The sequence below is a fragment of the Comamonas thiooxydans genome (genome assembly GCF_000964545.1).
GTDB classification, from domain to species: domain Bacteria; phylum Pseudomonadota; class Gammaproteobacteria; order Burkholderiales; family Burkholderiaceae_C; genus Comamonas; species Comamonas thiooxydans.
On record NZ_BBVD01000028.1, the window covers coordinates 1 to 22840 of the forward strand.

At 58.1% G+C, this 22840-nt stretch carries 20 protein-coding genes and 3 pseudogenes; 11 read left to right on the forward strand and 12 right to left on the reverse strand.

Features of this window, described 5'->3' with window-relative positions:
• Positions 1 to 155 precede the first annotated feature (155 nt).
• Together Cth01_RS23435 and Cth01_RS23440 are read left to right on the forward strand one after the other, a co-directional pair.
• Positions 156 to 872 (forward strand): FadR/GntR family transcriptional regulator, encoded by a 717-nt coding sequence (locus tag Cth01_RS23435; RefSeq protein WP_122974441.1) that lies wholly within the window; start codon positions 156 to 158, stop codon positions 870 to 872.
• A gap of 231 nt (positions 873 to 1103) precedes the next feature.
• Positions 1104 to 1721 (forward strand): flavin reductase family protein, encoded by a 618-nt coding sequence (locus tag Cth01_RS23440; protein ID WP_034380996.1) that lies wholly within the window; start codon positions 1104 to 1106, stop codon positions 1719 to 1721.
• A 546-nt stretch (positions 1722 to 2267) separates the two neighbouring features.
• Here the strand turns inward: Cth01_RS23440 and Cth01_RS23445 are convergent.
• Complete coding sequence (locus Cth01_RS23445) at positions 2268 to 2942, reverse strand: phosphoribosyltransferase (protein ID WP_034380990.1); 675 nt, start codon at positions 2940 to 2942, stop codon at positions 2268 to 2270.
• A gap of 874 nt (positions 2943 to 3816) precedes the next feature.
• Between Cth01_RS23445 and Cth01_RS23450 the strand changes: the two genes are divergently transcribed.
• Positions 3817 to 4704 carry a fimbrial protein gene (locus tag Cth01_RS23450; RefSeq protein WP_439709462.1) on the forward strand — a complete coding sequence of 296 codons (888 nt, stop codon included), beginning with the start codon at positions 3817 to 3819 and terminating at the stop codon, positions 4702 to 4704.
• Between the two features lie 229 nt (positions 4705 to 4933).
• Positions 4934 to 5038: pseudogene (locus tag Cth01_RS24560) on the forward strand (IS5/IS1182 family transposase); the annotation flags it as partial.
• Between the two features lie 345 nt (positions 5039 to 5383).
• Here the strand turns inward: Cth01_RS24560 and Cth01_RS23460 are convergent.
• The 3 genes from Cth01_RS23460 to Cth01_RS23470 all read right to left on the reverse strand — a co-directional run bounded on the left by Cth01_RS23460 (position 5384) and on the right by Cth01_RS23470 (position 9589).
• Positions 5384 to 7975 (reverse strand): fimbria/pilus outer membrane usher protein, encoded by a 2592-nt coding sequence (locus tag Cth01_RS23460; protein WP_045840581.1) that lies wholly within the window; start codon positions 7973 to 7975, stop codon positions 5384 to 5386.
• Between the two features lie 226 nt (positions 7976 to 8201).
• On the reverse strand, positions 8202 to 8954 hold the full coding sequence (locus Cth01_RS23465; protein ID WP_052703461.1) for a fimbrial biogenesis chaperone: 753 nt from the start codon (positions 8952 to 8954) through the stop codon (positions 8202 to 8204).
• A gap of 65 nt (positions 8955 to 9019) precedes the next feature.
• Positions 9020 to 9589 (reverse strand): fimbrial protein, encoded by a 570-nt coding sequence (locus Cth01_RS23470; protein WP_233425270.1) that lies wholly within the window; start codon positions 9587 to 9589, stop codon positions 9020 to 9022.
• A gap of 432 nt (positions 9590 to 10021) precedes the next feature.
• On the opposite strand from Cth01_RS23470, the gene Cth01_RS23475 reads away from it, so the two are divergent.
• On the forward strand, positions 10022 to 10669 hold the full coding sequence (locus Cth01_RS23475) for a response regulator (RefSeq protein WP_034380975.1): 648 nt from the start codon (positions 10022 to 10024) through the stop codon (positions 10667 to 10669).
• A 102-nt stretch (positions 10670 to 10771) separates the two neighbouring features.
• On the opposite strand, the gene Cth01_RS23480 is transcribed toward Cth01_RS23475, so the two are convergent.
• From Cth01_RS23480 to Cth01_RS24410, 3 genes and pseudogenes are all read right to left on the reverse strand, one after another.
• Positions 10772 to 11692, reverse strand: coding sequence for a sensor histidine kinase (locus Cth01_RS23480; protein ID WP_233425271.1), 921 nt, complete (start codon positions 11690 to 11692; stop codon positions 10772 to 10774).
• A 2-nt stretch (positions 11693 to 11694) separates the two neighbouring features.
• Positions 11695 to 12366: a response regulator gene (locus Cth01_RS23485; RefSeq protein WP_012838566.1), complete on the reverse strand. Its 672-nt coding sequence runs from the start codon at positions 12364 to 12366 to the stop codon at positions 11695 to 11697.
• A 930-nt stretch (positions 12367 to 13296) separates the two neighbouring features.
• Positions 13297 to 13410, reverse strand: a pseudogene (locus Cth01_RS24410) (transcriptional regulator); the annotation flags it as partial.
• Here Cth01_RS24410 and Cth01_RS23495 point away from each other — a divergent pair.
• Positions 13408 to 13695 (forward strand): annotated as a pseudogene (locus Cth01_RS23495) (LLM class flavin-dependent oxidoreductase); the annotation flags it as partial. The pseudogenes Cth01_RS24410 and Cth01_RS23495 sit on opposite strands and share 3 nt — an antisense overlap.
• Positions 13696 to 13737: 42 nt before the next feature.
• Positions 13738 to 14214: a GNAT family N-acetyltransferase gene (locus tag Cth01_RS23500; RefSeq protein WP_233425272.1), complete on the forward strand. Its 477-nt coding sequence runs from the start codon at positions 13738 to 13740 to the stop codon at positions 14212 to 14214.
• A 94-nt stretch (positions 14215 to 14308) separates the two neighbouring features.
• Here Cth01_RS23500 and Cth01_RS23505 read toward each other — a convergent pair whose 3' ends face one another.
• The gene (locus Cth01_RS23505) at positions 14309 to 14845 is read right to left on the reverse strand and encodes a P-loop NTPase family protein (RefSeq protein ID WP_045840568.1); all 537 of its coding nucleotides are present in this window, start codon (positions 14843 to 14845) and stop codon (positions 14309 to 14311) included.
• A gap of 390 nt (positions 14846 to 15235) precedes the next feature.
• Between Cth01_RS23505 and Cth01_RS23510 the strand changes: the two genes are divergently transcribed.
• Complete coding sequence (locus tag Cth01_RS23510; protein ID WP_156160289.1) at positions 15236 to 15412, forward strand: hypothetical protein; 177 nt, start codon at positions 15236 to 15238, stop codon at positions 15410 to 15412.
• Positions 15413 to 15635: 223 nt separating this feature from the next.
• Here Cth01_RS23510 and Cth01_RS23515 read toward each other — a convergent pair whose 3' ends face one another.
• From Cth01_RS23515 to Cth01_RS23525, 3 genes are all read right to left on the reverse strand, one after another.
• A complete protein-coding gene (locus Cth01_RS23515; protein ID WP_052057689.1) occupies positions 15636 to 16238 on the reverse strand; it encodes a histidine phosphatase family protein in 603 nt (200 codons plus the stop codon).
• A 112-nt stretch (positions 16239 to 16350) separates the two neighbouring features.
• A complete protein-coding gene (locus Cth01_RS23520) occupies positions 16351 to 16746 on the reverse strand; it encodes a YkvA family protein (protein ID WP_045840584.1) in 396 nt (131 codons plus the stop codon).
• Positions 16747 to 17358: 612 nt separating this feature from the next.
• Positions 17359 to 18342, reverse strand: coding sequence for an NAD-dependent epimerase/dehydratase family protein (locus tag Cth01_RS23525; protein ID WP_045840569.1), 984 nt, complete (start codon positions 18340 to 18342; stop codon positions 17359 to 17361).
• Between the two features lie 97 nt (positions 18343 to 18439).
• On the opposite strand from Cth01_RS23525, the gene Cth01_RS23530 reads away from it, so the two are divergent.
• Positions 18440 to 19342, forward strand: a complete 903-nt coding sequence (locus Cth01_RS23530; RefSeq protein ID WP_045840570.1) for a LysR family transcriptional regulator — start codon at positions 18440 to 18442, stop codon at positions 19340 to 19342.
• Between the two features lie 99 nt (positions 19343 to 19441).
• On the opposite strand, the gene Cth01_RS23535 is transcribed toward Cth01_RS23530, so the two are convergent.
• Positions 19442 to 20332: a LysR family transcriptional regulator gene (locus tag Cth01_RS23535; RefSeq protein WP_045840571.1), complete on the reverse strand. Its 891-nt coding sequence runs from the start codon at positions 20330 to 20332 to the stop codon at positions 19442 to 19444.
• A 116-nt stretch (positions 20333 to 20448) separates the two neighbouring features.
• Here Cth01_RS23535 and Cth01_RS23540 point away from each other — a divergent pair, with 116 nt between their 5' ends.
• Positions 20449 to 21642: a serine hydrolase domain-containing protein gene (locus tag Cth01_RS23540; protein ID WP_045840572.1), complete on the forward strand. Its 1194-nt coding sequence runs from the start codon at positions 20449 to 20451 to the stop codon at positions 21640 to 21642.
• Positions 21639 to 22811 carry an MFS transporter gene (locus tag Cth01_RS23545; protein ID WP_045840573.1) on the forward strand — a complete coding sequence of 391 codons (1173 nt, stop codon included), beginning with the start codon at positions 21639 to 21641 and terminating at the stop codon, positions 22809 to 22811. The genes Cth01_RS23540 and Cth01_RS23545 overlap by 4 nt, the downstream gene beginning before the upstream one ends.
• Positions 22812 to 22840: the final 29 nt, after the last annotated feature.

Genomic DNA, 22840 nt, shown 5'->3' on the forward strand with positions numbered 1-22840 from the left:
CCGTGCCGGCCAAGCTGGTCAACAAGTAGCCTCGCATCGCGGCAGTCACCGTTCGGAAGCACTGCCGCAGTGCGGTCTGGAACAATGTCAGGGGCAGTGTTCGAAGCGGGATGTGCTGCGCAGTCGTTAAGATGGCGCGCATCCCCCTTTTTGCGATGAACGATCTCCCCCGAATGGAACCCTCTGTCTCCCCCAATGTCGCCGTTGCCAGCCAGGCCGCCCGTTTGATTCGGGACTGGATCGAAGCCGGCACCTATCCGGTGGGCTCACTGCTGCCCTCGCAGCGCGATCTGTCGGAACAACTGGGCATCAGCCGGACGTCATTGCGCGAGGCCTTGTCAACGCTACAGGGGCTGGGGCTGGTCGTGGCGCGGCCCGGCAAGGGCATGTATGTAACCGAGGCGTCCGAGGCGCCAGCCAGCGAGGCCTGGCGCTTTGCCGATTCGCATGCGCTCACCGATGTCTATCAGCTACGCTACGCACTGGAAGGCTTTGCGGCGCGCCTTGCGGCCCTGGTGGTACAGCCCGAGGACCTGACGCTGCTGCGGGCCAACCTGCAGGGCATGCAGCAATGCATAGAGGCCTCGGACTTCCTGCAAGCCAGTCGTCTGGATTTCGATTTCCACATGCAGATCGCCACCATCTCGGGCAATCACGCGATTGCCGACGTGCTGCGCGGCAGCGGCGAAGTCATGCAGGAGAGCCAGCGCCTGCCGTTCTACAAGCGCGGCGCGCGCCATGCCACCTGCGAGGAGCATGCGGCCATCATCGACGGCCTTGCACAGGGCCGGCCGGAGCTGGCGCAGCAGGCCATGTCAGCGCACATCGTGCAGGCTGCCCAGCGTGCTGGCGTGCACTTTCCAACCGGCTAGGAGCTGTTCTCCCGATTCAAAGGACGGCTTTTTACGCAAAATAAGGCGCTCATCATTTGTGTTGAGGCGTGAGCACATTACCAGTGCGAGACGGCTATAGCGACGGGTTGGGCCTCAGACTTGGTAGAGTCCCCAGCAGCCCGACCTCCCCAGCACGCCGTTAGATTCGCACTATCTCCCATGAATGCAGTTGAGCACTTCCCGGCAGGGCAGACGTTAGAACCACCAGCGATGAAAACTGACTCGCATACCTATGAGCCCCGCAAAGGGCACGGACTGCCGCATGATCCCTTCAACGCCATCGTCGGCCCGCGGCCGATCGGATGGATTTCGAGCAGGAGCGCGAGCGGACAGGTCAATCTGGCACCCTACAGCTTCTTTAACGCCTTCAACTACGTCCCTCCCATCATCGGCTTCTCCAGCATCGGCTGGAAAGACACGGTGCGCAACATCCAGGAGACTGGCGAGTTCGCGTGGAATCTGGCCACGCGTGAGCTAGCCGATGCCATGAACCAGACCTGTGCCGCCGTCCCTGCGGAGGTGGATGAGTTCGAGCTGGCAGGGCTAGAAGCCGTGGATTCGGAGTTGATACGGGTGCCCAGAGTCGCACAGAGCCCGGTGACCTTCGAATGCCGATTGACCGACATCCACCAGTTGCGTACCGCCAGCCATGAGTCGATTCCGTCTTGGCTCGTGCTTGGGGAGGTGGTAAAGGTCTACATCGATCATCGGCTGCTCAAGGACGGTGTGTTCGACACGGCCAATGCCGGGGTGATTCTCCGCGCGGGAGGCCCTGCAGACTATTTCTCGATTGGCGATGAGCAGAAGTTCCGCATGTATCGTCCCTAGTAGCAGATGGCATGAGCCTGCCCTTGCAAGCTCAGGTTGAGCCCAATATCGGTTGCCTGGGTGTCTGCAATGTGGCCGACACCTTGAATTCAGGACTTCGCTACGACAGGCAACGACCGCTGCACATCAGACATTGCCGGTGGAAGCTCGAACGAGAGCCACGGGTCGACACAAGCCTGTCAGGGCAAGCGGAAGCCGTCCTTCGTTTGGGTAGCGGCGAATCACGCAAACGCATGACCGATCCTGAGGGCGAAGCGGCCCTTCGAGGCAGACGGCGTTCAACGGCTTGTGTTGGTGATTGCTGTCACTCAGGCGCAGGGCCGTGGATGGCTCAGATCAGCTTGAAGCAGTCAACTGAGGGAGTGCCTTCAAGAACAGCTTCTGGCCGGGAATGCTAGCTCGCCCCAACGCCACATTGCAGGCTTTGAGGGCGGCAGGTCTCCGTCTGCTCAGAGATCTCGCGTGCATCGTCGACCTTGATGTTCAGGCACCTCGGTGTCGACTCCGGCTTGGAGTGGCCGGGCAGCAGCTGCACAGCGCACCCGGCTATTGCGCAGCGTCACGCAATTCCCTGCGCCAGGCCTTGCTGAGCAAGGTCTTTACCTCCTCATCCGTGGTCTGAGCGAAATCGCGGTACCACTGGCCCACGGAAAAGAAGGGCGCTGGAGTGAGCAGGCATATCAGCTGGTCGACCAGAGGGCGCAGCATCGCCAGCGTCTCCACAGGTGCGACCGGTACGGCGACTGCGATGTGTGCTGGCGACTGCAAGCGTACCGCAGCAATCGCCGCACGCATGGTGGCACCGGTCGCCAGTCCATCATCGACCAGTATCACCCGTTGCCCAGTCACGGCTGGCGCGGGACGTTTGCCCCGATAGGCCAGGTCACGGCGCCGCAGCTCCAGAACTTCCTGTTGCGCGACTGCGTCGATGGCCGCTGGGGAGATGTACAGGCCACGGATGAGATCATCGTTCAACACCCGCACGCCGCCGCTGGCAATGGCGCCCATCGCCATCTCCTTATGGCCGGGCGTGCCTAGTTTGCGCACCAGCATCAAATCCAGCCGCAGGGCCAGTGCGCTGGCAACCTCATAGGCGACCGGCACGCCGCCCCGTGGCAAGGCCAGCACGAGCACATCGGCTTGCTCGCGCCACGCCGCCAATGCCGCGGCCAGGGCCCGGCCAGCATCTGCCCGGTCACGAAACGAAGTATCCGGTCTCATGTCTTCGGCTCCTCAGCACCCACAGCTTTACTATGCGCCTGATTTGCGTGCCTCGGGCGGCTGCTTCAGGCAATCCCCGCCTATGAGCAACTTCATCAAGCAGCGACTGCAGAGCCGAGACGCCGGGATTTAGCGGTGCAGCTTGCGCGACTGGCCTTGTTGGACACGTTTGGGTCGAGTGAACAGTTCTGCAATTGGAGCTGCTTGCACAACCCTTGATACGTCGTTGCTTCGCCTTGTCGTACTTCTCTGCACAGCCTGCGGCTTCGCGCCTTGTCTCAACCGCAAACCGTCCGTTTGCCGGGTCGTGGTAGCCGCTTTGAAGTGGCTGGCCCAAGCCCGGCAGGATTTGCACATTGCGCCCACTGAAGCTCGCAATTCAGGTCTCATCGCCAGGCCCAGATCAGGAGCAGGGCGGTGGCATTGCATGCAAACAGATGCCGAGTAAAGCGAAGCCGAATATCAAGGCATTCGAATTTTTGCGAGTCTTTGTCTGATAGCTAAGCAAAATGAGTTGTGAATGATCTCGAATAATGAGCTTTCTTCAAAAATAGATCAATCAATTGAAGAGAGATGTATTTATTCGTCAAATACAAAACTGAGTGGAGGATTGCATAAACAGTGAGAGCCGAAACCCACCGGTGTTTTGAGAATTTTCCTAAACCTGAATGCCACCGAGCCAGATATCATTTAATGTCCAAAAAATATTGGATGAATAATGGCGAAATCTCTCAAATCTCTATTTCGATCAAAGGGTTCTCCGAAAAATCTTTCGCGGATATCTTTTCTGTTGTTCTCCACTCTGCTGTCGACTGCTGCAAGGGCTGATTTTTGCTAAGTTCGTATTGACGACAGTGAGACGATCGCAGATTCGCTGCATTGGGAATTTCCTTCTTTTAAAACTGCGGATTTTGATCCCAATGTTCCTTTGGGTACGGTGCTATATAGCTCCAACTCAAAAGCCAATGGAGAAGGAGGGAGGGCGATATGCCCTTTCGATATTGGTGTTGTTGTCTATGCTGTTCCGTTTAATCTCGGTATGGGTGGATGGAATACGTACAAGACTCCAATCGAGGGCATTGGAATACGAGTCAAAGGCGGCATTAACCAGCAGCAGTGGTGGCCGCAACAGAAAGACTTTGGAACTACAACTTGGCTTAACATGGCTGCGGCCGACAATTTCACCGTTGAACTTGTGAAAATAGGCAAGATTACTGCTGGCGGACACATATCTGGAGCCATCGGTGAAACCACGTTTGTCAATTACGGTTATGTCGCTCGACGAATATATCTTCAGGGGGATGGCATTGAGGTCCGACCCAGAGTGCCATCTTGCGCACTGCAAACAAAAACTGTCAGTGTTGAACTGGAGGGCGACATTAGCGAGCTGACCGACAAGAGCGCAGGGCCAACCAAAGATTTCAACCTGAGGCTGCAGTGCTCGGGCGGAGATGCCCACACAACGACAAGAATGTTCATTGTTATGTCGGATCCCATGAACCCCTCTAACCGTTCGAGCACACTTTCTCTCTCCAACGATTCCGAGGCAAAGAATGTCGGGATAGAAATCCTGCGAGAAAATGGCGAGCTTGTCCGCTACGGCCCGGAATCCGGGGCGGAGAACCAATGGATGGTCGGCGAGTTTGGTAATGTGCCCGTGGACATCAAGTTGAGGGCGCGCTACGTCGGAACGTCGATGATTCTCAAGCCTACTGTCGGCACTGCAAATGCCTATGCCACGTTTGTCATCAGCTATAAATAAGATCGTTATCAGAAAAGTGCCCGCCCTCCGTGATGGAGGCCGGGCTTTTTTTATATCTGGAGTGCATCAGCTTGAGCCGCTACAGCCTGGTGTGCCCGGTGTGCCTGGTGCGCTTGGTGTGAGCAGCAGCGTGCCCTGGGGAGTTCGATGGCCATCGATCCAGGATCGTCTGGATAGGGCACTTTCTTGAGGTGTTTCGGTCTTGCTCTTCAAGGCTCTGGATATTGCACATCGCTGGAGCGCGATCCAGAGCAGGAACCAGATCAAGCTTGCAGGCTTTGGAAAGCTGCGCATCCGCTTTGAAAGGCGCCTGGATATTCACAAAGCCTTGCTTGACGCCGGCGGCTGCTGCAATTTGCTGGGCACGCCCGGCAGCAGGTGGTCTAGAAGCGCGCCGCTCTTGGGTCGTTCTCAGACCTTGTCAGACCGTTCTCAGGCCGCTCTCTGGTCGTTCTTGGGCCGCTTTCAAGGCGCGAAGTTGTTCGAGCGGTGCAGAGCGGTCGGTTCAATCCATTCCGTTTGCCGCATATCGTTTGCCAGCATAGGGAGCTTGCCGACGAAGATGGTGCTCTGACTGTTGCCAGCTTCGGGCGCCTGCACGTGCAGGGCCCATCACTCTATCTGGCAATCTGGCCGGGGACTCAAAAAAAGGGCGGGAGTCGCTTCCCGCCATGTTGGCTTATGAGGCGTCTGCCTTGGGACGCCGCAGATCGCTCGCTGCAATGGAGCCAGGGTCCTTGCGCTCGGGAGAGGGCGGGATGGGTGTTGTGCAGGTGAGCGGGTGGCGCTGATAATTTTCGCCCTCGACCTTTGGCGGCAGCGTATAGCTGACGCGGCATGTGGCCTCATCCCAGCGTATGTCGAGCATGCCTTGCTCGCGGTCTGCGGGCAGCAAGGTCAGGACGCGGCCGCGCGGGTCGGTGATTCCCAGCCTTGTGCCATCGAGCTCGTCGACAGTCGCTCCAAACGGCAGGGGCTTGCCGTCGGCCCCGCGCAAATCGAACTGCACGCGGCGCCCGCTCACTGCCGTGAACTTGGCCAGCCCGGCTGCACCACGTGTAGGTACCACCATCTGCGCGCCGTTGGTGATATCGACGTCCTTGGACAGTCCCTGTGTCCTGAGCGTCACCAGGTTGCCGCGAAAGGGCGTGGCGCTGGGGATGATTGCATAGCCATTGCGGCCCGTCTCGACGCCGGAGAAGCTCGAGATTGCCACGCCAGGCACCGGCGGCTCGATCTTGGCGAGCATGAAGGTTTCACTCAATCCCTGCCCGAGGTTGACGCCGCCTGCGTGAGCCACGACGGACCCCGACGCCGAGAAATTGCTCGCACGGTATCGGTCCCCATGGGTGTAGCTGGCATTGAGGCGGCCAAACGAGGTCGCGGTGCCCACGCCGATCGAGGCGTCTCGCTGGCCGTCCGCATCCTTGTTGCCGGCCACGGTGTAGCTGACATGCCTCTCGAGGGGAAGAGCGCCGGAGACGCCGGCCTGCGCACTTGTACCGGCACGTTGTCGGCTCAGTGTGGAGAATGCGTGCGTGGAGTCTCCCGGGCCACCCAAGGGCATGCTGAGAGTGAGCATGAAGGTGTTGTCATGACGGGGCATGGGCCCGTTTGCCCAGGAGGAATGCAGGTTTCGTGATTGCGTATAGGAGATGTTGTAGTTCAGCTTGCCGATCGAGTTGCTGTACGCCAGTGACAGGCTGCGGGAAGAGGTTCCATTCCAGTTCTTGCCATAGGATCCATTCAGATAGATATGGCCACGGCCGATAGGTTGAGAGAGGTAGCCGTCCAGACGCTGTCTGCTGGCACGCCCCAAGTTCAGATACGAGCCGGGTCGCGAGCCGGACTGTGTGCCGTTTCGCTCGATGTGATCGGAGAGCGTGCGAAATCCCTCGCGCAAGCCATGCTGCACATTGAAGGAGACATGGGATCCGGTCGCTTCGACAAATTTTGCATAGCGAAGGTTGAGACGATCTCCGCTTGTCGATGAGCCGCCGGCGTTGCTGCGCGAGTGGATGGCGTCCAGAGACACCGCGCCAATCGGCGTGTTCATGCCTGCACCCAGCGAGTAAGACAAATAGCCGGGCGAGGCCTGCAGGCCGGCCGCCAGGCTGGTATTGGCCGTCAGGCCGTAGATCACCGATCCGCTGGCAAAACCGGGCCGCTCCTGCTGGCGACGATCCAGGCGCACCTGGCCGGCAGCAATGTCGTACTTGATCCGGCCCTCGCGGACCATCAGCGGAGGGCTTGCGAATGACTGCCGAAATACACGCCGGACCCCGCTGGCTTCAATGACGGCGATTTCCAGGTCGCCGTTCGTGCCGGAAGGCTGCAAATCGGTGATTGCAAATGGCCCGGGAGAAACGGTAGTCGTATAGAGCAGATAGCCATTCTGGCGAACTTCCACGGTCGCATTGCTTTCCGCCGTCCCTCGGATCACGGGCGCGTAACCTCGCTCTTCGTCAGGTCGCATCGCCTCATCGGAGGCCAGTTGCATGCCGAGAAAGCGCACGTTGTCGAACAACGGCGAATAGGTGTATGTCTCTCCCACGACCATCTGGCTTTTGATGGTGTTGAAGCCGCGCTGCAGATAGGTGTTCTGGCTATTGAACTTCGACGGCCGACGGCTTCCCGAAGTGAAATACGAGTCGTTGCGCAAGCGCCATTCGCCCAGGTTGACACCTGAACGGATGCTGGCGCTGAGATCATTCTGAGAGCTGCTGTGCCGCAACTCGCTGCGGCGTGCATTGAGGCTGTAGTTGAGGAAGGCGACATCGGCACCTTCCTCCCACAGGGAGGGGTCGATATAGCCACGACGAAGCGAGGTCATGTAGATCTGCGGCACGCTCAGGTTCAGACGCAGGCTTGCCATATCGTATGCGGCGCTTGCGTCCGGTATGGCTTCCGCCAGGCGCATGCAGGTGGCGCCTTGCTCCAAGGGGGTGGGGAGCTTGCCCAGATCAACCCCGCCTTGCTCCAGCATGGCCACGGTAATGCATGGCTCGATTTCGTCGCTTTTGGGGTTGTGGGAGAACTCGACATCCATGCGGCCGGCCAGCATCTGGTTGATGTAGATGTCGACGCGTTGGAAGCCCGGAGGAACGCCTGAGCCGGCCAGCAATGTCCGGATGTCGGTGGTGGAAGTCATTCCGTAGAGGAAGGCCGTGTTGTAGCTGACGACGAATGAGCCGTCCAGCGCTGCAACCTGTACCGGTTGAGGCTTCTTGAGGGACGCCGCAGCCCCGCCCTGTGCTGGGCGCAGTGTCACTTGTTCCGCCCATGCTCCTGTGCCAACGGCTTGAGAGGCACACAGCACGCCAGCCAGCCAGCCAGCGGTGAAGCAGGTGATGAGAGGACATGGATCAGAGAGCAAATTGGTGGGCTGCCTCCAAAAAAGGCGCAAGGAATCCCTATCCGCTGATTTGCGGCGGAATTCTTGTTCGAGCCCGGGAATGAGGAAGACAGGGCGCAGAAGAGGGCGCGCCCCGCCGCGACTAGTCTGTTTTGACTGCTGCAGGAGACTCGGCGGAGTCACCAGAGAGTTGGACCTCATAGGCGTCAACGCCACCGAAGTCGTTGATGAGCTTGAAAGCGATCTTGGAGTTGCGCTCTAGATCGTCTGCCGAAAGCATGCGTGTCTCGCCAGGGGCGATCATTTCCGGCGTAGGCAGTTCCTTCCCGCCAGCGATGCCCAGATAGGCAAACGAGATGTGATACATGCTGGGATTGGTGATCTTGAGTGCCGGCCTGCCTGCGTCTTGCGCAACGCTCCAGCGCAAGGAACCCGGCGCATCGGCGACGACACCCACGATTGCGGTCGGGCGGAAAAATACCTTGATCCGCTGCCGAACCGCGATCTGAAGCTGGTTTTCTCCGCCCGTCGATTGGGGGATTTCCTGCACGTTCAGCCACATGGCCGACTCACGGTCGCGAGGAAGGCCGCTGTTGCCTCCTGCATAGAGCACGCGCATGAGCTGCTGGCCAGGAGCTGCGACCTTGGCAAGAGGCGGCGTCACGGCAAATGGGAGATCGTCCGTGGCATTTGCCGTATTCGATTCCAGCCATGCCTGAACAAGCACTGGCGTGCCGCTATTGCGCACTGAGATAGAGGCTTCCTGCTTCTTCTCCTGCACAATGACGCGGGTGGCACTCAGAGAGATTGATGCCTGTGCGCAAGCTCCATACAGCATGGTTGCAGCGGCAAGGCCACAAGCCACGGTACGTTGAATTTGGGCGAAAGATGTCATTGCACTCCCTTTTTTTCACCGCAGTGGAGTCAGTTCACTGACTCACCACTGCGGCTTATCGAGATTTACTCGTACTTCAGAACGTAGTTAACAGTCGCATTGGCCTGGCCGATAGTGACGTCGGCCAATGCCTTGCCGGCCGCGCGGGTGTAGTAGGCCTTCAGAGGCACGCGGAACTTGCCTTCCACTGCGGCGTTGGCAGCGATATCAGCGGAGCCGGATGTGAAGTCCACCACACTGCCGTCACGCGTCAGCATGATTTGCACGTTTTTGGCTCCGCCTTGCACTGCAATGCCCTTGCCCGAGGGTGCGGAAGGGGTGAGCGTCATCGAAACCTTGGTACCGGTGGCGCATTGGATGTCCAGATCCAGGTCCTTTGCCTCGGCCGTCAGACCGTTACCAGTCGTCGTGGGCGACTCCTCGCTGCCCAGCGAGGCGGCGGGGACTTCATTCATGTCCACGGTCAGGGTCTTGCCGGCGATCGTGCCACTGGGGCTGCTCAGGACACATGTGTCTGCATTGATCGCGCCGGTGAACTTGATAAGGCCTTTGGCGCCGTCGGCCGGGGCAGCTTGAGCAATGCTCGCAGCACCGAGTGCAGACAGAACGGCCAAGCTCAGAACGAGTTTTTTCATAATTGACTCTGTGATTGAAGATTTAAAAAAGCGTTTCCGGGCGTTGGAGTGCGGGTGCGGAAACTCCTTCAAATCGCAATGCATTTGCATTGCGATTTGCTTGCGCGCCTTTTGTTCAGGTGCTAGGCAAGGATATGAAAATGAAGGGCTGGAAATTCTCAGAAAATTCTCAAAGTCGCCTTGTGCAAGCCTGGATTTCTGATTTTGAGAGGGGATGCCGGGCGCGATATATGTCAGAAGTTTGTCTGTCGCAGCCCACAGTCCGGCAGTTGTAGATTTTTAACTATTGTGTTTCGGGATTATCTTTTCTAATCGGTCTTGATTGACTTCAAGAGGCCGTGCAGCGCGCTCCTGAAAGTTAATAGCGTATTGAGAAAGATCTCGATAGGCCGGGGTTTGTGCCGTCAAAATTGGGGTCGAATCGAGAAAAGCATGACGAAACTACGAATAGTCCTGGCAGATGATCACCCACTAGTGCTGATGGGGCTTGGCGACCTGCTCAAGCAAAACATACATCTCACGTTGACCGCCACTGCCAGTTCCTCGACGGAACTTGTGGCGGCGCTGACGAAGTCTCTTCCCGACATCGTCATCGTCGACTATCACATGCCTGATTCGCAGTACGGCGATGGCATCAAGTTCATCGGCTATCTGCTGCGCCAGTTCGAGGGCCTGAAGGTCATCGTGCTGACGATGCTGTCGAACCCGATGATCGTGAAGGCGCTCTACAAGGCCGGCGTCAAGGGCGTGGTCTTCAAGCAGGACGACCCCTCAGAGGTTTTCAAGGCCATACGCCTGGTGTCGCTGGGAAACATCTACACCCCGCCATCCTTTCTGGAGACGAATGTTTCGCTTCAGCATCAGATGCTGCAGGAGCGCTTCAAGTCATTGACTCCGCGCGAGTTCGAGGTCCTGCGCTACTACGTCCGGGGAGGCAGCCTTGCCGAGATTGCCGAGCGTCTTAACCGCAGCATCAAGACAGTCAGTTCGCAGAAGATGACCGCGATGCGCAAGCTTGAGGCGAAGTCCAATCAGGAGCTGATGGCGTTCTGTCTGAATAGCGGCGTGTTCCATCAATGAGATGAGATCGCCTGCCGGGTGCCCCCAACCGGGCATGAGGTGGGCATGAGATCGACATGACGCGCGGTGTCCACAATAAGAACGCCGTGAGTTCAGGCTTCTCTAGCAAAGGCTGAGCGGTTCAGACCGCCATCGCATCAATACCTGTGTGCCTCCGCCATGGCGGGGGTGGATGTGAAGGTCGCCGCCGATGCTTCGCATGCGATGAAACATGTTGATGACGCCGTGCCCGGACTTGCTGGGGTTGTCGAGCACGGCTTGAAGATCGAAGCCCTTGCCGTTGTCCTCAATGCTCAGATACCACTCCCAGCCGAAGCTTTGCAGGTCGCCCTGTTGATAGGGCTCCAGTGTCAGCCACATCTCGGTCGCATCGGCATGCTCGATGGCGTTGCTGAGACTGGCCTGAACGACGGCCAGGATTTCATGCGCAACGCGGTCTCTGGGAAGCGGCAGCGTGGTCTGCTGGCCGACCCCGAGCTCAGGGTCGGTCAACTGCCAGTGCAGTACAAGGCCTTTGCGTTGAAGCGCGGGCTCCAGCCGATAGCGCAATCGCGCCAGGCGCATGGCCAGATTGTCGGATTGGGCATCCATGGAGTCGACGATCAGGCGCAGGTCCAGCAGCGACTGCTCCAGTACTTTTCTGGCGGGGCCGTCTTCAACCGAGGGCTGTGAGTTCATCAGGCTCAAGGCTTCTACCAACTGGCTGCCCAAAGTGTCATGCAGGTCTGAGGCGATGCGCTTGCGCTCTTCCTGGACTTCCTTGGAGGGCTGGGAGCTGGAGCGCAGTCTGGCCTTGAGGCCACGATAGATTCCGGGAATGTAGCGAAGCGAGATAAGCAATCCGCTCAAGGCCACCAAAATACTGAAGACAAAAAACCAATTCTGATCTCGCAGTGGCGTGAGAAAACACCAGCTGAGTATGGTAATGGTCTGAAGGAAAATGGTTGTTGCCTTCCAACCAAGATTTCTCAGCGATTCCATACGCTTGCCACCTCTGGCCTTGAATAAAGAAAATGCCTTCAAATTTATATCAACCCACGCAAAGAGGCGGCTTTTACAGCATGGGCTCTTGTCTTGGCCTGCAGCTTTCGGTACATGTTCTTGACATGTGTGGATACTGTCATTGTGCTTATCTTGAGCTGCGTGGATATTTCAGGAGAGCTGTAACCGCAGGCAATGAGCTTCAGTATTTCTATTTCTCGTTCAGAAAGTTTCTCTTCTTTGGAGAGGTTTGACGCCGGAACGACATAAGTTTGTGATCTGCTAACCAGCGACAGAATTTTCTTGGCTAGAGACGGAGTAATGGATGCGCCACCATTGGCAACTTGCAATACTGCTTGTGCGTAGTCGCCAAACCAGGAGTTTTTCAGCAAATAGCCTACAGCACCTTTCTCAAAAGCCTGAAAGACCTTTTCATCTCTTTCAGTTACTGAAACGATAATGCTTTGCACATGCGGGTGTGTGCCTTGGACAAGTTCAAGAAGATCCAGACCTTCGCCGTCGCCCAGGTTGAGATCTATCATCAGAACGTCGAAGTCGTGCTGTTGAATGCTCTTGCGTGCCTCACGCAAGCTGCAGGCATGACCAACCAGCAGGGTTCTTGAGTCGCCCATCAGATCCTGGGCAATCACTCTGCGGATATGGCTGTCGTCGTCTACCAGGAAGACGCGAACGGGCTGCTCTCTCTGGCCCACCATGTGTCCAGGCCACATCGAGTGGCTAAGCGATGGAGGCGGGTCATTGTGATTGCTAAACAAGGGCGGGCAAGACGAAGTCTGGACGGCTGACATAGATGGCTCCCGATGAAAAAACCAGGGGGCTTGAATACTCTAGGAAATTAATTAGTGCTCATTGGGAAATCCATAGAAAATGTCAAATAATGTCAAATTTTACTGAACTTACAAAATGAATCCTGAGAAAAGGGTAGACGCTTGACCTTGTGTTTAATGAGTCAATATGTAAATATAATTAATTGAAATAACTCTGTAGATTTAATTTTTCAATTCATATAAAACTGAAATAATTCGTCGTTAATTTTGTGCTATCTGAGTTCTGTTTTTGGTTATTGATAGCGTATTAAATAAGCCATTTTTCTATTTTTAGTAGATATTTTTTAGAAATTCAGTTGATTATTTTTTGGCTATTGAAATCATTCAAATTATTTTCTATACACCTCATTTATTATTGCGCGATTGAAATTAAAGATTGAAGGTCGTTTTTTGATATTTCATTTCTGAAAAATCTTTTTTTGAACGAGATGGAGGATATTCAAGGCTTGAAGGTGGCTGTTTCGGGTCATTGCCGTCGCATGCCGTGGCATGCCGGGGCTATTGATGAAATACCTTCAGTCGCTTGGAAATCGCGATTCAGAAATGGAATGAATAATCGCTGATTGTCCTGGCGGTTATTGCGTCGTCCCGTATTGCCTTTGATGCGCTGAGACTCTGCAGCATGGCTGTCGCAAGCACGATGTCGGGTGCTGCATCTGCCTCGCTTGAGGGTAGAAGGCTTGGGCAAAACGAGTGCGCTGAGCAGGGACCAGAGGCTTCGCGCTAGCCGGGAATGCCGGTTGATTCGTTTCGAGCAGTTCGCAGGCCAGCAGGGCGGCAGGGCATCTGCTTGCGGCCTTACTGGGCCGCCTCTGCGCGAATCCAGTCCAGGAAGGCGCGCACTTCGGAGCGGTCAGCCGCTCCAGGCCGGGTCACGGCGTAGTAGGCAAATCTTGCAGGCCAGGGTTTGTCCCCGGAGGGGCGTTCAGGCCGCACATGACGAACGAGTGGATCGATCTGATGGATGATCCCGGCTATCCTCGGACCCCCTTGCACGGTGGCTATGTTCTGCGCACCGGGCGAAGAGGGCTGATGGCCTTGCTTGAAGAGTGGCAGGCGGCAGGGGTGAACCATGCCGCGCTTGGCATTCAGTTTTCACAGCGCCCGCCAACCGAGGTGCTGGAGGAGCTGGCCAGGGAGGTGCTGCCGCACTTTCCCTCGCGCGAAGGACCGTCGGCGGCGTCCGCCGTCTGGTGAGAAACACAGAACCGGCTCGGGAATGACCAAGCCGGAGCAACCATGGACAAGAGAACCCCAATGCTGAGTGCAGTGACAATTCGCCCCCTGGAAATGAGTGATCGAACGCCATGGTGCGATCTCTACCGCCAGTACGCCCATTTCTACCAGTCGCCCATGACCGATGCGATCCTGGATCGAAGCTGGTCATGGCTGATGGACCCGCGCCACCCGATGGAAGGGCTGGTCGCAGGGTCGGAGGACCGCCAGTTGCTGGGACTGGCGCATTTTCGTGCATGTCCTGACCCGCTGATCGCGCAGGACGTCGGCTTTCTCGACGACCTGTTTGTGGCTCAAGACCAGCGAGGCTCAGGCATAGGCCGCAGCCTGATCATTGGCGTGACTGCCAAAGCCCAGGAACGCGGCTGGCCAGTGGTGCGGTGGATTACCGCTGGCAGCAATGCCCGGGCGCGCCAGCTCTACGACAAGCTTGCGTCGGCGACCGACTGGGTCACTTACGACCTCGATGTGCAGCGATAGCGGGCATATTCGGCGGCCCGAGCCTGCATCCGAGCGACTGCAAGGTGGTCATTGAAATGCCGGGCTGTAGCAGGGCTGTGGGGGTGAGCCCGTGTCAGCGCTCTTGTGAGGCAGCGATCGCCTTGAGGAACGTCGAGGCCTCTGAAGGCTCGGAAAATTCAAGCCATTGCAGATGCGCAAACTCGCCGTGCTCGCGCAGAGCGGCGAACTTCGACTGGTTTTTTGCATAGGTGGATAGCGACCAGAGCAGGACTGAGTCTTTCGAGAAAAACGCCATCCGCAGTGACTCCCGGTTTCCGTGCGACAGACGCTTGCGGGTGATGCCATCGCCAAGAGTGCGCCGGAGCAGGCGAGAAAATACGGTGAAGCGACTGTAGTTGAGCCAGACGACGTGCGTAGCTCGTGACCAAAGCAGGTCTCGAACAGCACTGTAGTTCCCATCGGCTACCCAGCATGTTCCTTGAGTAGCTTCAACAACCGAATGCTTGAACTGCTCGGGCGGTACTGCTTGCCAGTCTGGCCCCCAGTAGTGCGAATCCAGTTCGATATATGAGGCTCGGATATTGCGCGCCAGCTTTTTTGCAAAGGTGGATTTGCCTGCGCCACTGGTGCCGATCACTAAATAACGCATCCGAGTCCTGTGTTGCTGATAGTGGCTGGCACGACCCGGCAAACTGAAGGTTTGCGCTTGAGACGAGGCGCGAAGCCGCGGCTAGTGCCGAGGTACGACAACGCGATGCAACGACGTACCAAGGCTTGTTAACGGCTCTCAATGACTGTCGGCCATGCTGACCGTAGGTGAGGGAAGCGACGAATTTCAATGTACGCGAATCACGCAGTATGGCCGCTGCTGACCAGGCTGTGACCGTTGCAAATCGCTCACTGTTTCCGGCTGGATTCTAGTCCAGCGACTGCGTCTGTCTGGTAGGCGAGAGCCTCTGAGCGACCCAGAGGAGACAGTGCATAACCCACCTAAAATTGATCAAAGATACACGATACGGCATATCGGTAGGAGCCATGCATGTCCAATGAAAAAATTGGTTTTTTCGGGAGACTTCACCGTATGAAGGCTGTGCAACTCATCGTTGTAGTGCTTGTCGCTGGCGCGCTTTTTCTTGTGGTGAACGGATTATTTTCTGCGTGGGCTTTGCTTGAGCTGGCCTGGTCGACGATTCTCAGCTTTGTAAACCTCTTTTGATGCTGGCCTGCAATCATGCGTTCCGCGCCATATGCCTGTCACATCCCTGGATCCTCCGACCCAATTTTTCATTCCGTCGGATGCATAACGGCACCGTTATCCCGGGCCTGGTGGCCTGCGTTTTCGCCCGTTTAGCTGGGACGTTGAGGGTCTGCTTTCATCTGTCGAGAGCGACCGTTATTGGCCGGTAGGCGAGTGTCTCGGAACGACCCTGAGCAGTCTGTCAGGCTCCAAGTGCAGCATCGCTACTTATAAAAGCCGCACTAGCTGTCCACTGCTCGGGCATCTGCAACTCCAGTGTCTCTCCATTCCCAAGCTGCCAATCAAAAAAATCCGAGGTGAAGCCCAGCACAAGGGCCCTTGAAACCTTCGCTACAAATCCATGGGCTACAAGTAATACGTTGTGGTTCTTATGGTTGGCATGTAATTCAGCAATCCCTTGCGCAACTCGCTCGAAAACTTCTTGGATGCTCTCGCCCCCATCTGGAGCATCCTGCCAGTGTCTTGTTATGTTTTTGGCCCAAAGCTCTGGAAATTCTGTAGCTGCCTCCGTTTGTGTCAGGCCCTCAAAAACCCCAACGTTTCGCTCCCGAAATGCAGGCGCAACTAGTGAAGGAATTCCCAGAGCATCACTGATGCAGGCACTTGTCTGACGCGCACGCAGCAATGGAGAGCAATACAAAGCATCAATTGGCGATGAGAACTGACGCGCAATACTCTCTGCTTGAAGAATTCCAAGCTCATTCAATGGAAGATCCAACGCACCCAAATATCTGTGCTCTGCATTGGCTTGGGTCTGTCCATGTCTTATGACTAGTAGTTTCATGACTTTGAAGTATGGCGAGCCTTGCCTGAACTATATGTCAGAGCGGAGCGTGACAAATCTCTTGGGACAAACCGGAATGTCGATGTCCGCTTATGGCCGGAAGGCGACCGTCTCAGACCGACTGAGGATTCAACCAGAGCCATGCCGCGACCCCCGTGGCGACCCACAACACGATGATCATGATCGCGCCTGCGCGACTACTTGGCTTAGCCCCTTTTTCGGCCATCCACGCGTCGGCCTGAACACGGCACTTCGCAAGCACTGATTGGGGCAGTAGCTTGACAGTCAGCCAGATCAACGCTGGAAGCAAGAGAATATCGTCCACATATCCAAGAACCGGGATGAAATCAGGAATCAAATCAATCGGGCTGAGCGCATAAGCCACGACAAGAAGTCCCAGAGCTTTTGCATACCAAGGTGTGTCGGGGTGCTTTCCGGCGAACCAGAGTGTCACGCCATCGCGCTTGATCCGCTTTGCCCAAGCCTTTAGGTTGCCATTGAGATTCATAGAAATTCCGAAGACGAGTCGGAATTTTCGCTTCTTATCGATGACGGCCACGCATGTTCCGAAGGCTGTCGATGCCATTTTCGGCAGTCGGAAAAATACAAAGCATCTATGAGCATCAAGTTACAAATGCTTGGTCAACGCTCCTCAATTCCCCTCGTTAAAGAGACCAAGCATGGCGAGCGCCATTGCCTTGAAAGTCGCTTGATGAACTACACGTCACTCTCGCTGTTTGCCGCCCTCGCCATGGCTGCAGCACCTGGTCATGCAGAGGTCTACCTGGGTATAGGCTATGGTGCTCCGGCTCCCTACGTCGTTGCGCCTTCCCCTTCGTACTATTACGCGGCACTGCCCGTTCAATACGGACCACCGGCTGTTCAGTACGTTCCGAGGCCAGTCTATGCCCCTCGACCCGTGATAGTCGCGCCGCCGCCTGAAGCGGTTCCGGGATGGCGCTGGCAGGAAGATGGCCGACGTTGGAACAGATGGCAAAGACACCATCATCGAGGCTGGCGTGAGGATGACGACGAAGATTGATGGCGACGCCAGACGTCGGTATTTGATCTCTGCGTGGCCGCGAACGGCGGGTCCAGGGTGAAAGCTTTTTTAACGGGCTTACTTGCGCACAGGTGTCGCCGGCAAGCACCCCATACCTTCCAAAGCAGCCTCCACCGCCTCATCCAGCGGCGTATGCGGCTCATGCCCGAGCGTCGAGACCAGCTTGGCGTTGCTCATCTCTATCCGCGTGCTCCACAAATAGCGCATCTCACGTAGCTCACGCAAGGTCGGTACAAAGGGCGCTGCAAGCGCGGTAAGCCACCAGGGAAAGGCTCTCACTTTGGGCTGGACTCCGCCGCGCTTGACGACCACGCGGCAGATCGCCGCGGCCAACTGGGTGCCGTCGGCGTCGCATTGGCCTGCCATGTGGAAGGCGGCAAAGGGGGCCAGCGTGTCGCGCCGCTGCACCAGTTTCACCATGGCGCGGGCTACGTCGGGCAGGTAAGCCCATTGGTGGCCCACGCCGGGCGTGTTGGGCATGCTGATGGACTTGACCGGCTGGCCCGGCTTTAGCATGCCCTGTGAGAACCAGCTATTGCCCGGCTTGGGTCCGAAGAAGTCCCCCGCGCGCACCACGATCACTCGGCAGCCCCGGCTGCTGGCCTGCTGCAGGCGCCGCTCCATCTCCACACGGATGGCACCCTTGGGGGTGAGGGGCTGCTGCAGCGAATCTTCATGTAACGTGGGAAAGGCGCCGGGACCATAGTTGTAGACTGAGCCAGGCAGCACGATGGTGGCGCCGTTGGCCTGCGCGGCGACAATGGTGTTGTCCAGCATGGGCAGCACCAGCTCACCCCAGCGGCGGTAGCCGGGCGGGTTGACGGCGTGCACAAGGACGGAGCAGCCTTCGGCCGCGGCCAGCACATCGTCGCGGTTCATCGCGTCGCCGCGCACCCAGGTCATGCCGTCGCGCAGCTCAATTTGCTGCTCGCAGTTGCGGCGCAATGCGCGCACTGTCCAGCCTGCGTCGCGTAGCTGCCGTGCCACTTCGCCACCGATGCCGCCGGTGGCGCCTAGAACCAAGGCCGTGTTGCTTTCCATCCCGTTACCCCTGAATTTGTTGCGATGAGAGGGAGTTTCGGGCGGGCGCCGCTATTAAGCAATTGACCAACATATGGTAGCCGCCATACATTTTTGTATGACCAAGGACAACACTACCGAGATCGGCTGGGAGCTGTACCGCTCCTATTTGGGCGTGCTGGAAGAGGGCTCACTGTCCGGTGCGGCGCGCGCCATGGGAATTGCCCAGCCCACCGTGGGGCGGCATGTGGACGCGCTGGAAAAAGCGCTGGGTGTGACGCTGTTTACACGTTCGCAAATGGGGCTTCTACCCACCGAGGCGGCGCTTGCGCTGAAGCCGTTTGCCCAGACCATGCACAGCGCTGCCGCTGCGCTCAGACGGGTGGCCGAAAGCCAAGGCTCGGGCATCCAGGGCACAGTGCGCGTGACGGCCAGCGAGGTGATAGGGCAAGAGGTATTGCCACCCATCCTGGCGCAACTGCAGGACACACACCCGGGCCTGACGGTGGAGCTGGTGCTGACCAGCCGCGTACAGGACCTGCTGCAGCGCGAGGCCGACATCGCCGTGCGCATGACACAACCCAGGCAGGAACAACTGATTGCCCGGCGCGTTGGGGTGATGCCACTTGGCCTGCATGCGCACAAGCGTTATCTGGACAAGCATGGGACGCCGGCCTCGCTGGCCGATCTGGCGCAGCACGCGCTGATTGGCTTTGATGAAGAGGCGCCGTTCGTGCGTGCCGCACGCAAGGCATTCCCGATCTGGAGCCGCGAAAACTTTGCGGTGCGCACCGACAACGACATGGCACAGATGGCGCTGATCCGGGCCGGCTGCGGTATTGGTGTGTGCCAAGTGAATCTGGCGGCGCGCGACCCGAATCTGGTGAACATATTGCCTGGAAGCATTCCGCTGAGCCTGGAGACCTGGCTCACCATGCACGAAGATCTGCGCAACAATCCGAGCTGCAAGGTGACATTTGATGCGCTGTTGAAGGGGCTGCAAGACTACATGCTTGCCTAGCAGGTTGACACGTCTGTGGGCCAGATGCGGTTGCTTGCCAATGACCGGAGAACCTCACTTTGCTATCGGCCCCCGGAACCGACGTGAATCATGGACAGCTCAGGCAGCAGGGAACACGTGCGCGCACAAGAAATCAACCAGAGCCCGTACCTTCGGCGACGGGTACTTGCTTGCCGGCCACAGCACATAAAAAACGCCTCTGCGCTCCATATGGTCGGGAAGTAGCGGTAGCAGCCGGCCATCGGCCAGTTGTTCACGAATGGAAAATTCCGGCAGGTAGGCAATTCCCAGTCCCTGCAAGGCAAAGCACACGCGCGTCTCGATGTTGTTGCAGATCATCGAGGTGGGCAGCTGCAACTCGGTTTCGCCGGACATGGTTCGCAGAGTCCATGGCTCCAGCTTGCCGCTATGGGGGAAGCGGTAGTGCAGACAATGGTGTTGCATCAGATCCGCAGGCTCCCGAGGCGTCCCTCGCCGAGCCAGATAATCTGGCGAAGCCACCAGCAGCGAACGGAAAGCCCCGAGCCTGCGTGCCGTGAGGCGAGAGTCACTGGGCTCACCCGTGCGCACCACGGCGTCGAAGCCGTCCTCGATCACGTCAACCAGTTGGTCGGTGAAGTCCAGGTCCAGTTCGATCTCGGGGTACTTGCGCATGAACTCGCCGAGCACCGGCAGCACCAGCGAGCTAACCAGCGGCAAACTCACTCTCAAGCGACCGCGTGGTGCACTGCTGGCTTGCGCCAGTTCGAGCTCTGCCGCTTCGATCTCGGCCAGGATACGTCGGCTGCGCTCCAGGAACAGCATGCCCTCGGCTGTCAACGTGACACTGCGCGTGCTGCGGTGAAACAAGCGCACGCCCAGCCGATCTTCCAGCCGCGCCACGCTCTTGCCTACGGCGGAGGCCGACACGCCCAACAGCCGGCCGGCGGCAACAAAACTTCGCGTCTCGGCAACCTGCACGAACACGGCGAAACCATTCAAGCTGTCCATAACGCACTTAGATTAAAGACATGTTTGTCCGCATAAAAAGGAACTGTAGCCTACTTTTTCTTTAATGTCAGACTTTCTATCGTCACGGCGTGATCCATTGAATCAAGGGCTCTTCCGTGACTTATCCCGTCTTTTCCTTACGTCCGGGCATTTCGCCCGTACATCAGTCCACCCGCATCCATGCCGCCGTTCAGCAGGCTCTGGATGAGCGGCGACTGGTCGGTGCCGTCGTGCTGGTGGCACACAACGGCGAATTGATCCACCAACAGGCCGCCGGCTATGCCGACCGCGAGAGAGCGCGCGCGATGGAGCTGACAACCATCTTCCGGTTGGCATCGGTGAGCAAACCCATCGTTTCGACCGCTGCGCTTGCGTTAGTAGCGCAAGGTCGCCTCGATCTGGATGAGGACATCGGCCGCTGGCTCCCGCAGTTCCAGCCCCGGTTGATTGATGGCAGCCCGGCACGCATCACTGCCAGGCAGCTGCTTAGCCACACCGCAGGGCTGGGCTATCGCTTTTTCGAGACCGATGCCGATGGCCCCTATGCCCGGGCTGGTGCCTCGGACGGCATGGATAGCGTCAACTTCAGTCTGGCCGAGAACCTGCGTCGTATCGCCAGCGTGCCGCTGCTGTATGTGCCGGGGACCTCCTGGGGCTATTCGCTGGCAACCGACGTGTTGGGGGCATTGATCGAACGCATCCATGGCACGTCACTGGACGAAGCAGTCAACCAATGGGTAACAGCTCCCTTGGGCATGATCGATACCGGTTTCCTGGTGCGCGATCCGCAGCGCGTGGCCACTGCTTACGTAAGCGATACGCCCCAGCCACACCTGCTTGCCGAAGGTGAGGTGGTTTCGCCATTCGAGGGCGCAGTCGGCATCAGATACAGCCCGGGCCGTATCTTCGACGCCCTGGCTTTCCCTTCGGGCGGAGCCGGAATGGCTGGCACGGCCGGAGACTTTCTGCGCCTGCTGGAGGCCTTGCGGCAGGGTAGGGGAGCATTGCTTCCCGGTGAGCTGATCAACGAGATGGGGCGCGATCAAACTGGCGGACTGGAGCTGCCGGATGCACCAGGCTTTGGTTTTGGTCTCGGCTTTTCAGTCTTGCGGGACCCGCTGCGCGCCGCGTCGCCAGAGTCGGTAGGTACCTGGCGCTGGGGTGGCGCCTACGGCCATGCCTGGTTTGTGGATAGGGCGCGCGGCCTGAGCGTGGTCGCCTTCACCAATACGCTGTACGAGGGCATGTCCGGTCGCTTCGTCACCGAGCTGCGCGACGCAGTCTATGGTGCACTGGAAGCCGTGCAATGACCGCAGCACATCAGGGCCGCATGCCCATTGCATCATTGCTGGCGCTGGCAATGGCCGCGTTCATCACCATCCTGACCGAAGCGCTGCCGGCAGGGCTGCTGCCTCAGATGGCGAGGGGCTTGATGGTGTCCGAAGCCTGGACAGGACAAACGGTCACGATCTATGCCATGGGCTCGCTGGCGGCCGCCATCCCGCTGACCGCCGCCACCCAGGGCGTGCGCCGCCGCCCGCTGTTGCTGGCGGCCATCGCAGGCTTTGCCATCGCCAACACTGTCACGGCCCTGTCCAGCAACTATGTCCTGACGATGATCGCGCGCTTCCTGGCGGGAGTGTCGGCCGGTCTGCTATGGGCGATGCTGGCAGGTTATGCCGCGCGCATGGTGCCCGAGCATCAGCAGGGCCGGGCCATTGCCATTGCGATGGTGGGCACACCATTGGCATTGTCACTTGGCGTGCCGGCGGGCACCTTCCTGGGCAATTTGCTGGGCTGGCGGATGTGCTTCGGCATCATGAGCGGACTGGCACTGGCGCTCATGGCATGGGTACAGGTCAAGCTGCCAGATTTCGCGGGGCAGGCGGCAAGCAAACGCTTGTCTCTGGGGCATGTGTTCACTTTCCCCGGTGTACGTCCGGTGCTGTTCGTGGTGCTGGCCTTCGTTCTGGCACACAACATCCTCTATACCTATATCGCGCCATTTCTCGCGGCGGCAGACATGGCGGAACGAACAGACCTGGTCCTGCTCATGTTCGGCATCACTTCGCTGCTGGGCATCTGGGTCATCGGAGTGCTGATCGATCACCATCTGCGCGCCCTGACGCTGGGGAGTACGCTCTTGTTCGGCCTGTCGGCGTTGGCACTCGGCCTGATGGGCGATGCGCCTGCCGTGGTGTATGCGGCAGTGGCCGCCTGGGGCCTGGCCTTTGGCGGCGTGGCGACATTGCTTCAAACAGCTATCGCCAAGGCTGCGGGCAACGCGGCTGACGTTGCGCAGTCCATGCTGGTCACAGCTTGGAACATCGCGATTGCAAGTGGCGGGCTGATTGGCGGTGCCTTGCTGGATTATCTCGGCGTCGCCGCATTCCCTCCGGTACTTCTGGTGCTGCTGGCTGCAACGCTGGCCGTTGTGTGGGCAGCCAGGCGCCACGGCTTTCCAGTTATGCAGAGATAAGGCCGGGGAGTTCTTCGGTATCTGCTCCA

Coding starts and splice junctions, on each gene's coding strand:
- Cth01_RS23465 (WP_052703461.1), bottom strand. CDS start 8,954: ATGACATCTTTCGCCCAAATTCAACGTACCGTGGCTTGTGGCCTTGCC.
- Cth01_RS23520 (WP_045840584.1), bottom strand. CDS start 16,746: ATGAATCTCAATGGCAACCTAAAGGCTTGGGCAAAGCGGATCAAGCGC.
- Cth01_RS23470 (WP_233425270.1), bottom strand. CDS start 9,589: ATGAAAAAACTCGTTCTGAGCTTGGCCGTTCTGTCTGCACTCGGTGCT.
- Cth01_RS23530 (WP_045840570.1), top strand. CDS start 18,440: ATGACCAAGGACAACACTACCGAGATCGGCTGGGAGCTGTACCGCTCC.
- Cth01_RS23500 (WP_233425272.1), top strand. CDS start 13,738: ATGGACAAGAGAACCCCAATGCTGAGTGCAGTGACAATTCGCCCCCTG.
- Cth01_RS23445 (WP_034380990.1), bottom strand. CDS start 2,942: ATGAGACCGGATACTTCGTTTCGTGACCGGGCAGATGCTGGCCGGGCC.
- Cth01_RS23435 (WP_122974441.1), top strand. CDS start 156: ATGAACGATCTCCCCCGAATGGAACCCTCTGTCTCCCCCAATGTCGCC.
- Cth01_RS23505 (WP_045840568.1), bottom strand. CDS start 14,845: ATGCGTTATTTAGTGATCGGCACCAGTGGCGCAGGCAAATCCACCTTT.
- Cth01_RS23510 (WP_156160289.1), top strand. CDS start 15,236: ATGTCCAATGAAAAAATTGGTTTTTTCGGGAGACTTCACCGTATGAAG.
- Cth01_RS23515 (WP_052057689.1), bottom strand. CDS start 16,238: ATGAAACTACTAGTCATAAGACATGGACAGACCCAAGCCAATGCAGAG.
- Cth01_RS23545 (WP_045840573.1), top strand. CDS start 21,639: ATGACCGCAGCACATCAGGGCCGCATGCCCATTGCATCATTGCTGGCG.
- Cth01_RS23475 (WP_034380975.1), top strand. CDS start 10,022: ATGACGAAACTACGAATAGTCCTGGCAGATGATCACCCACTAGTGCTG.
- Cth01_RS23440 (WP_034380996.1), top strand. CDS start 1,104: ATGAAAACTGACTCGCATACCTATGAGCCCCGCAAAGGGCACGGACTG.
- Cth01_RS23525 (WP_045840569.1), bottom strand. CDS start 18,342: ATGGAAAGCAACACGGCCTTGGTTCTAGGCGCCACCGGCGGCATCGGT.
- Cth01_RS23535 (WP_045840571.1), bottom strand. CDS start 20,332: ATGGACAGCTTGAATGGTTTCGCCGTGTTCGTGCAGGTTGCCGAGACG.
- Cth01_RS23485 (WP_012838566.1), bottom strand. CDS start 12,366: ATGGTGGGCCAGAGAGAGCAGCCCGTTCGCGTCTTCCTGGTAGACGAC.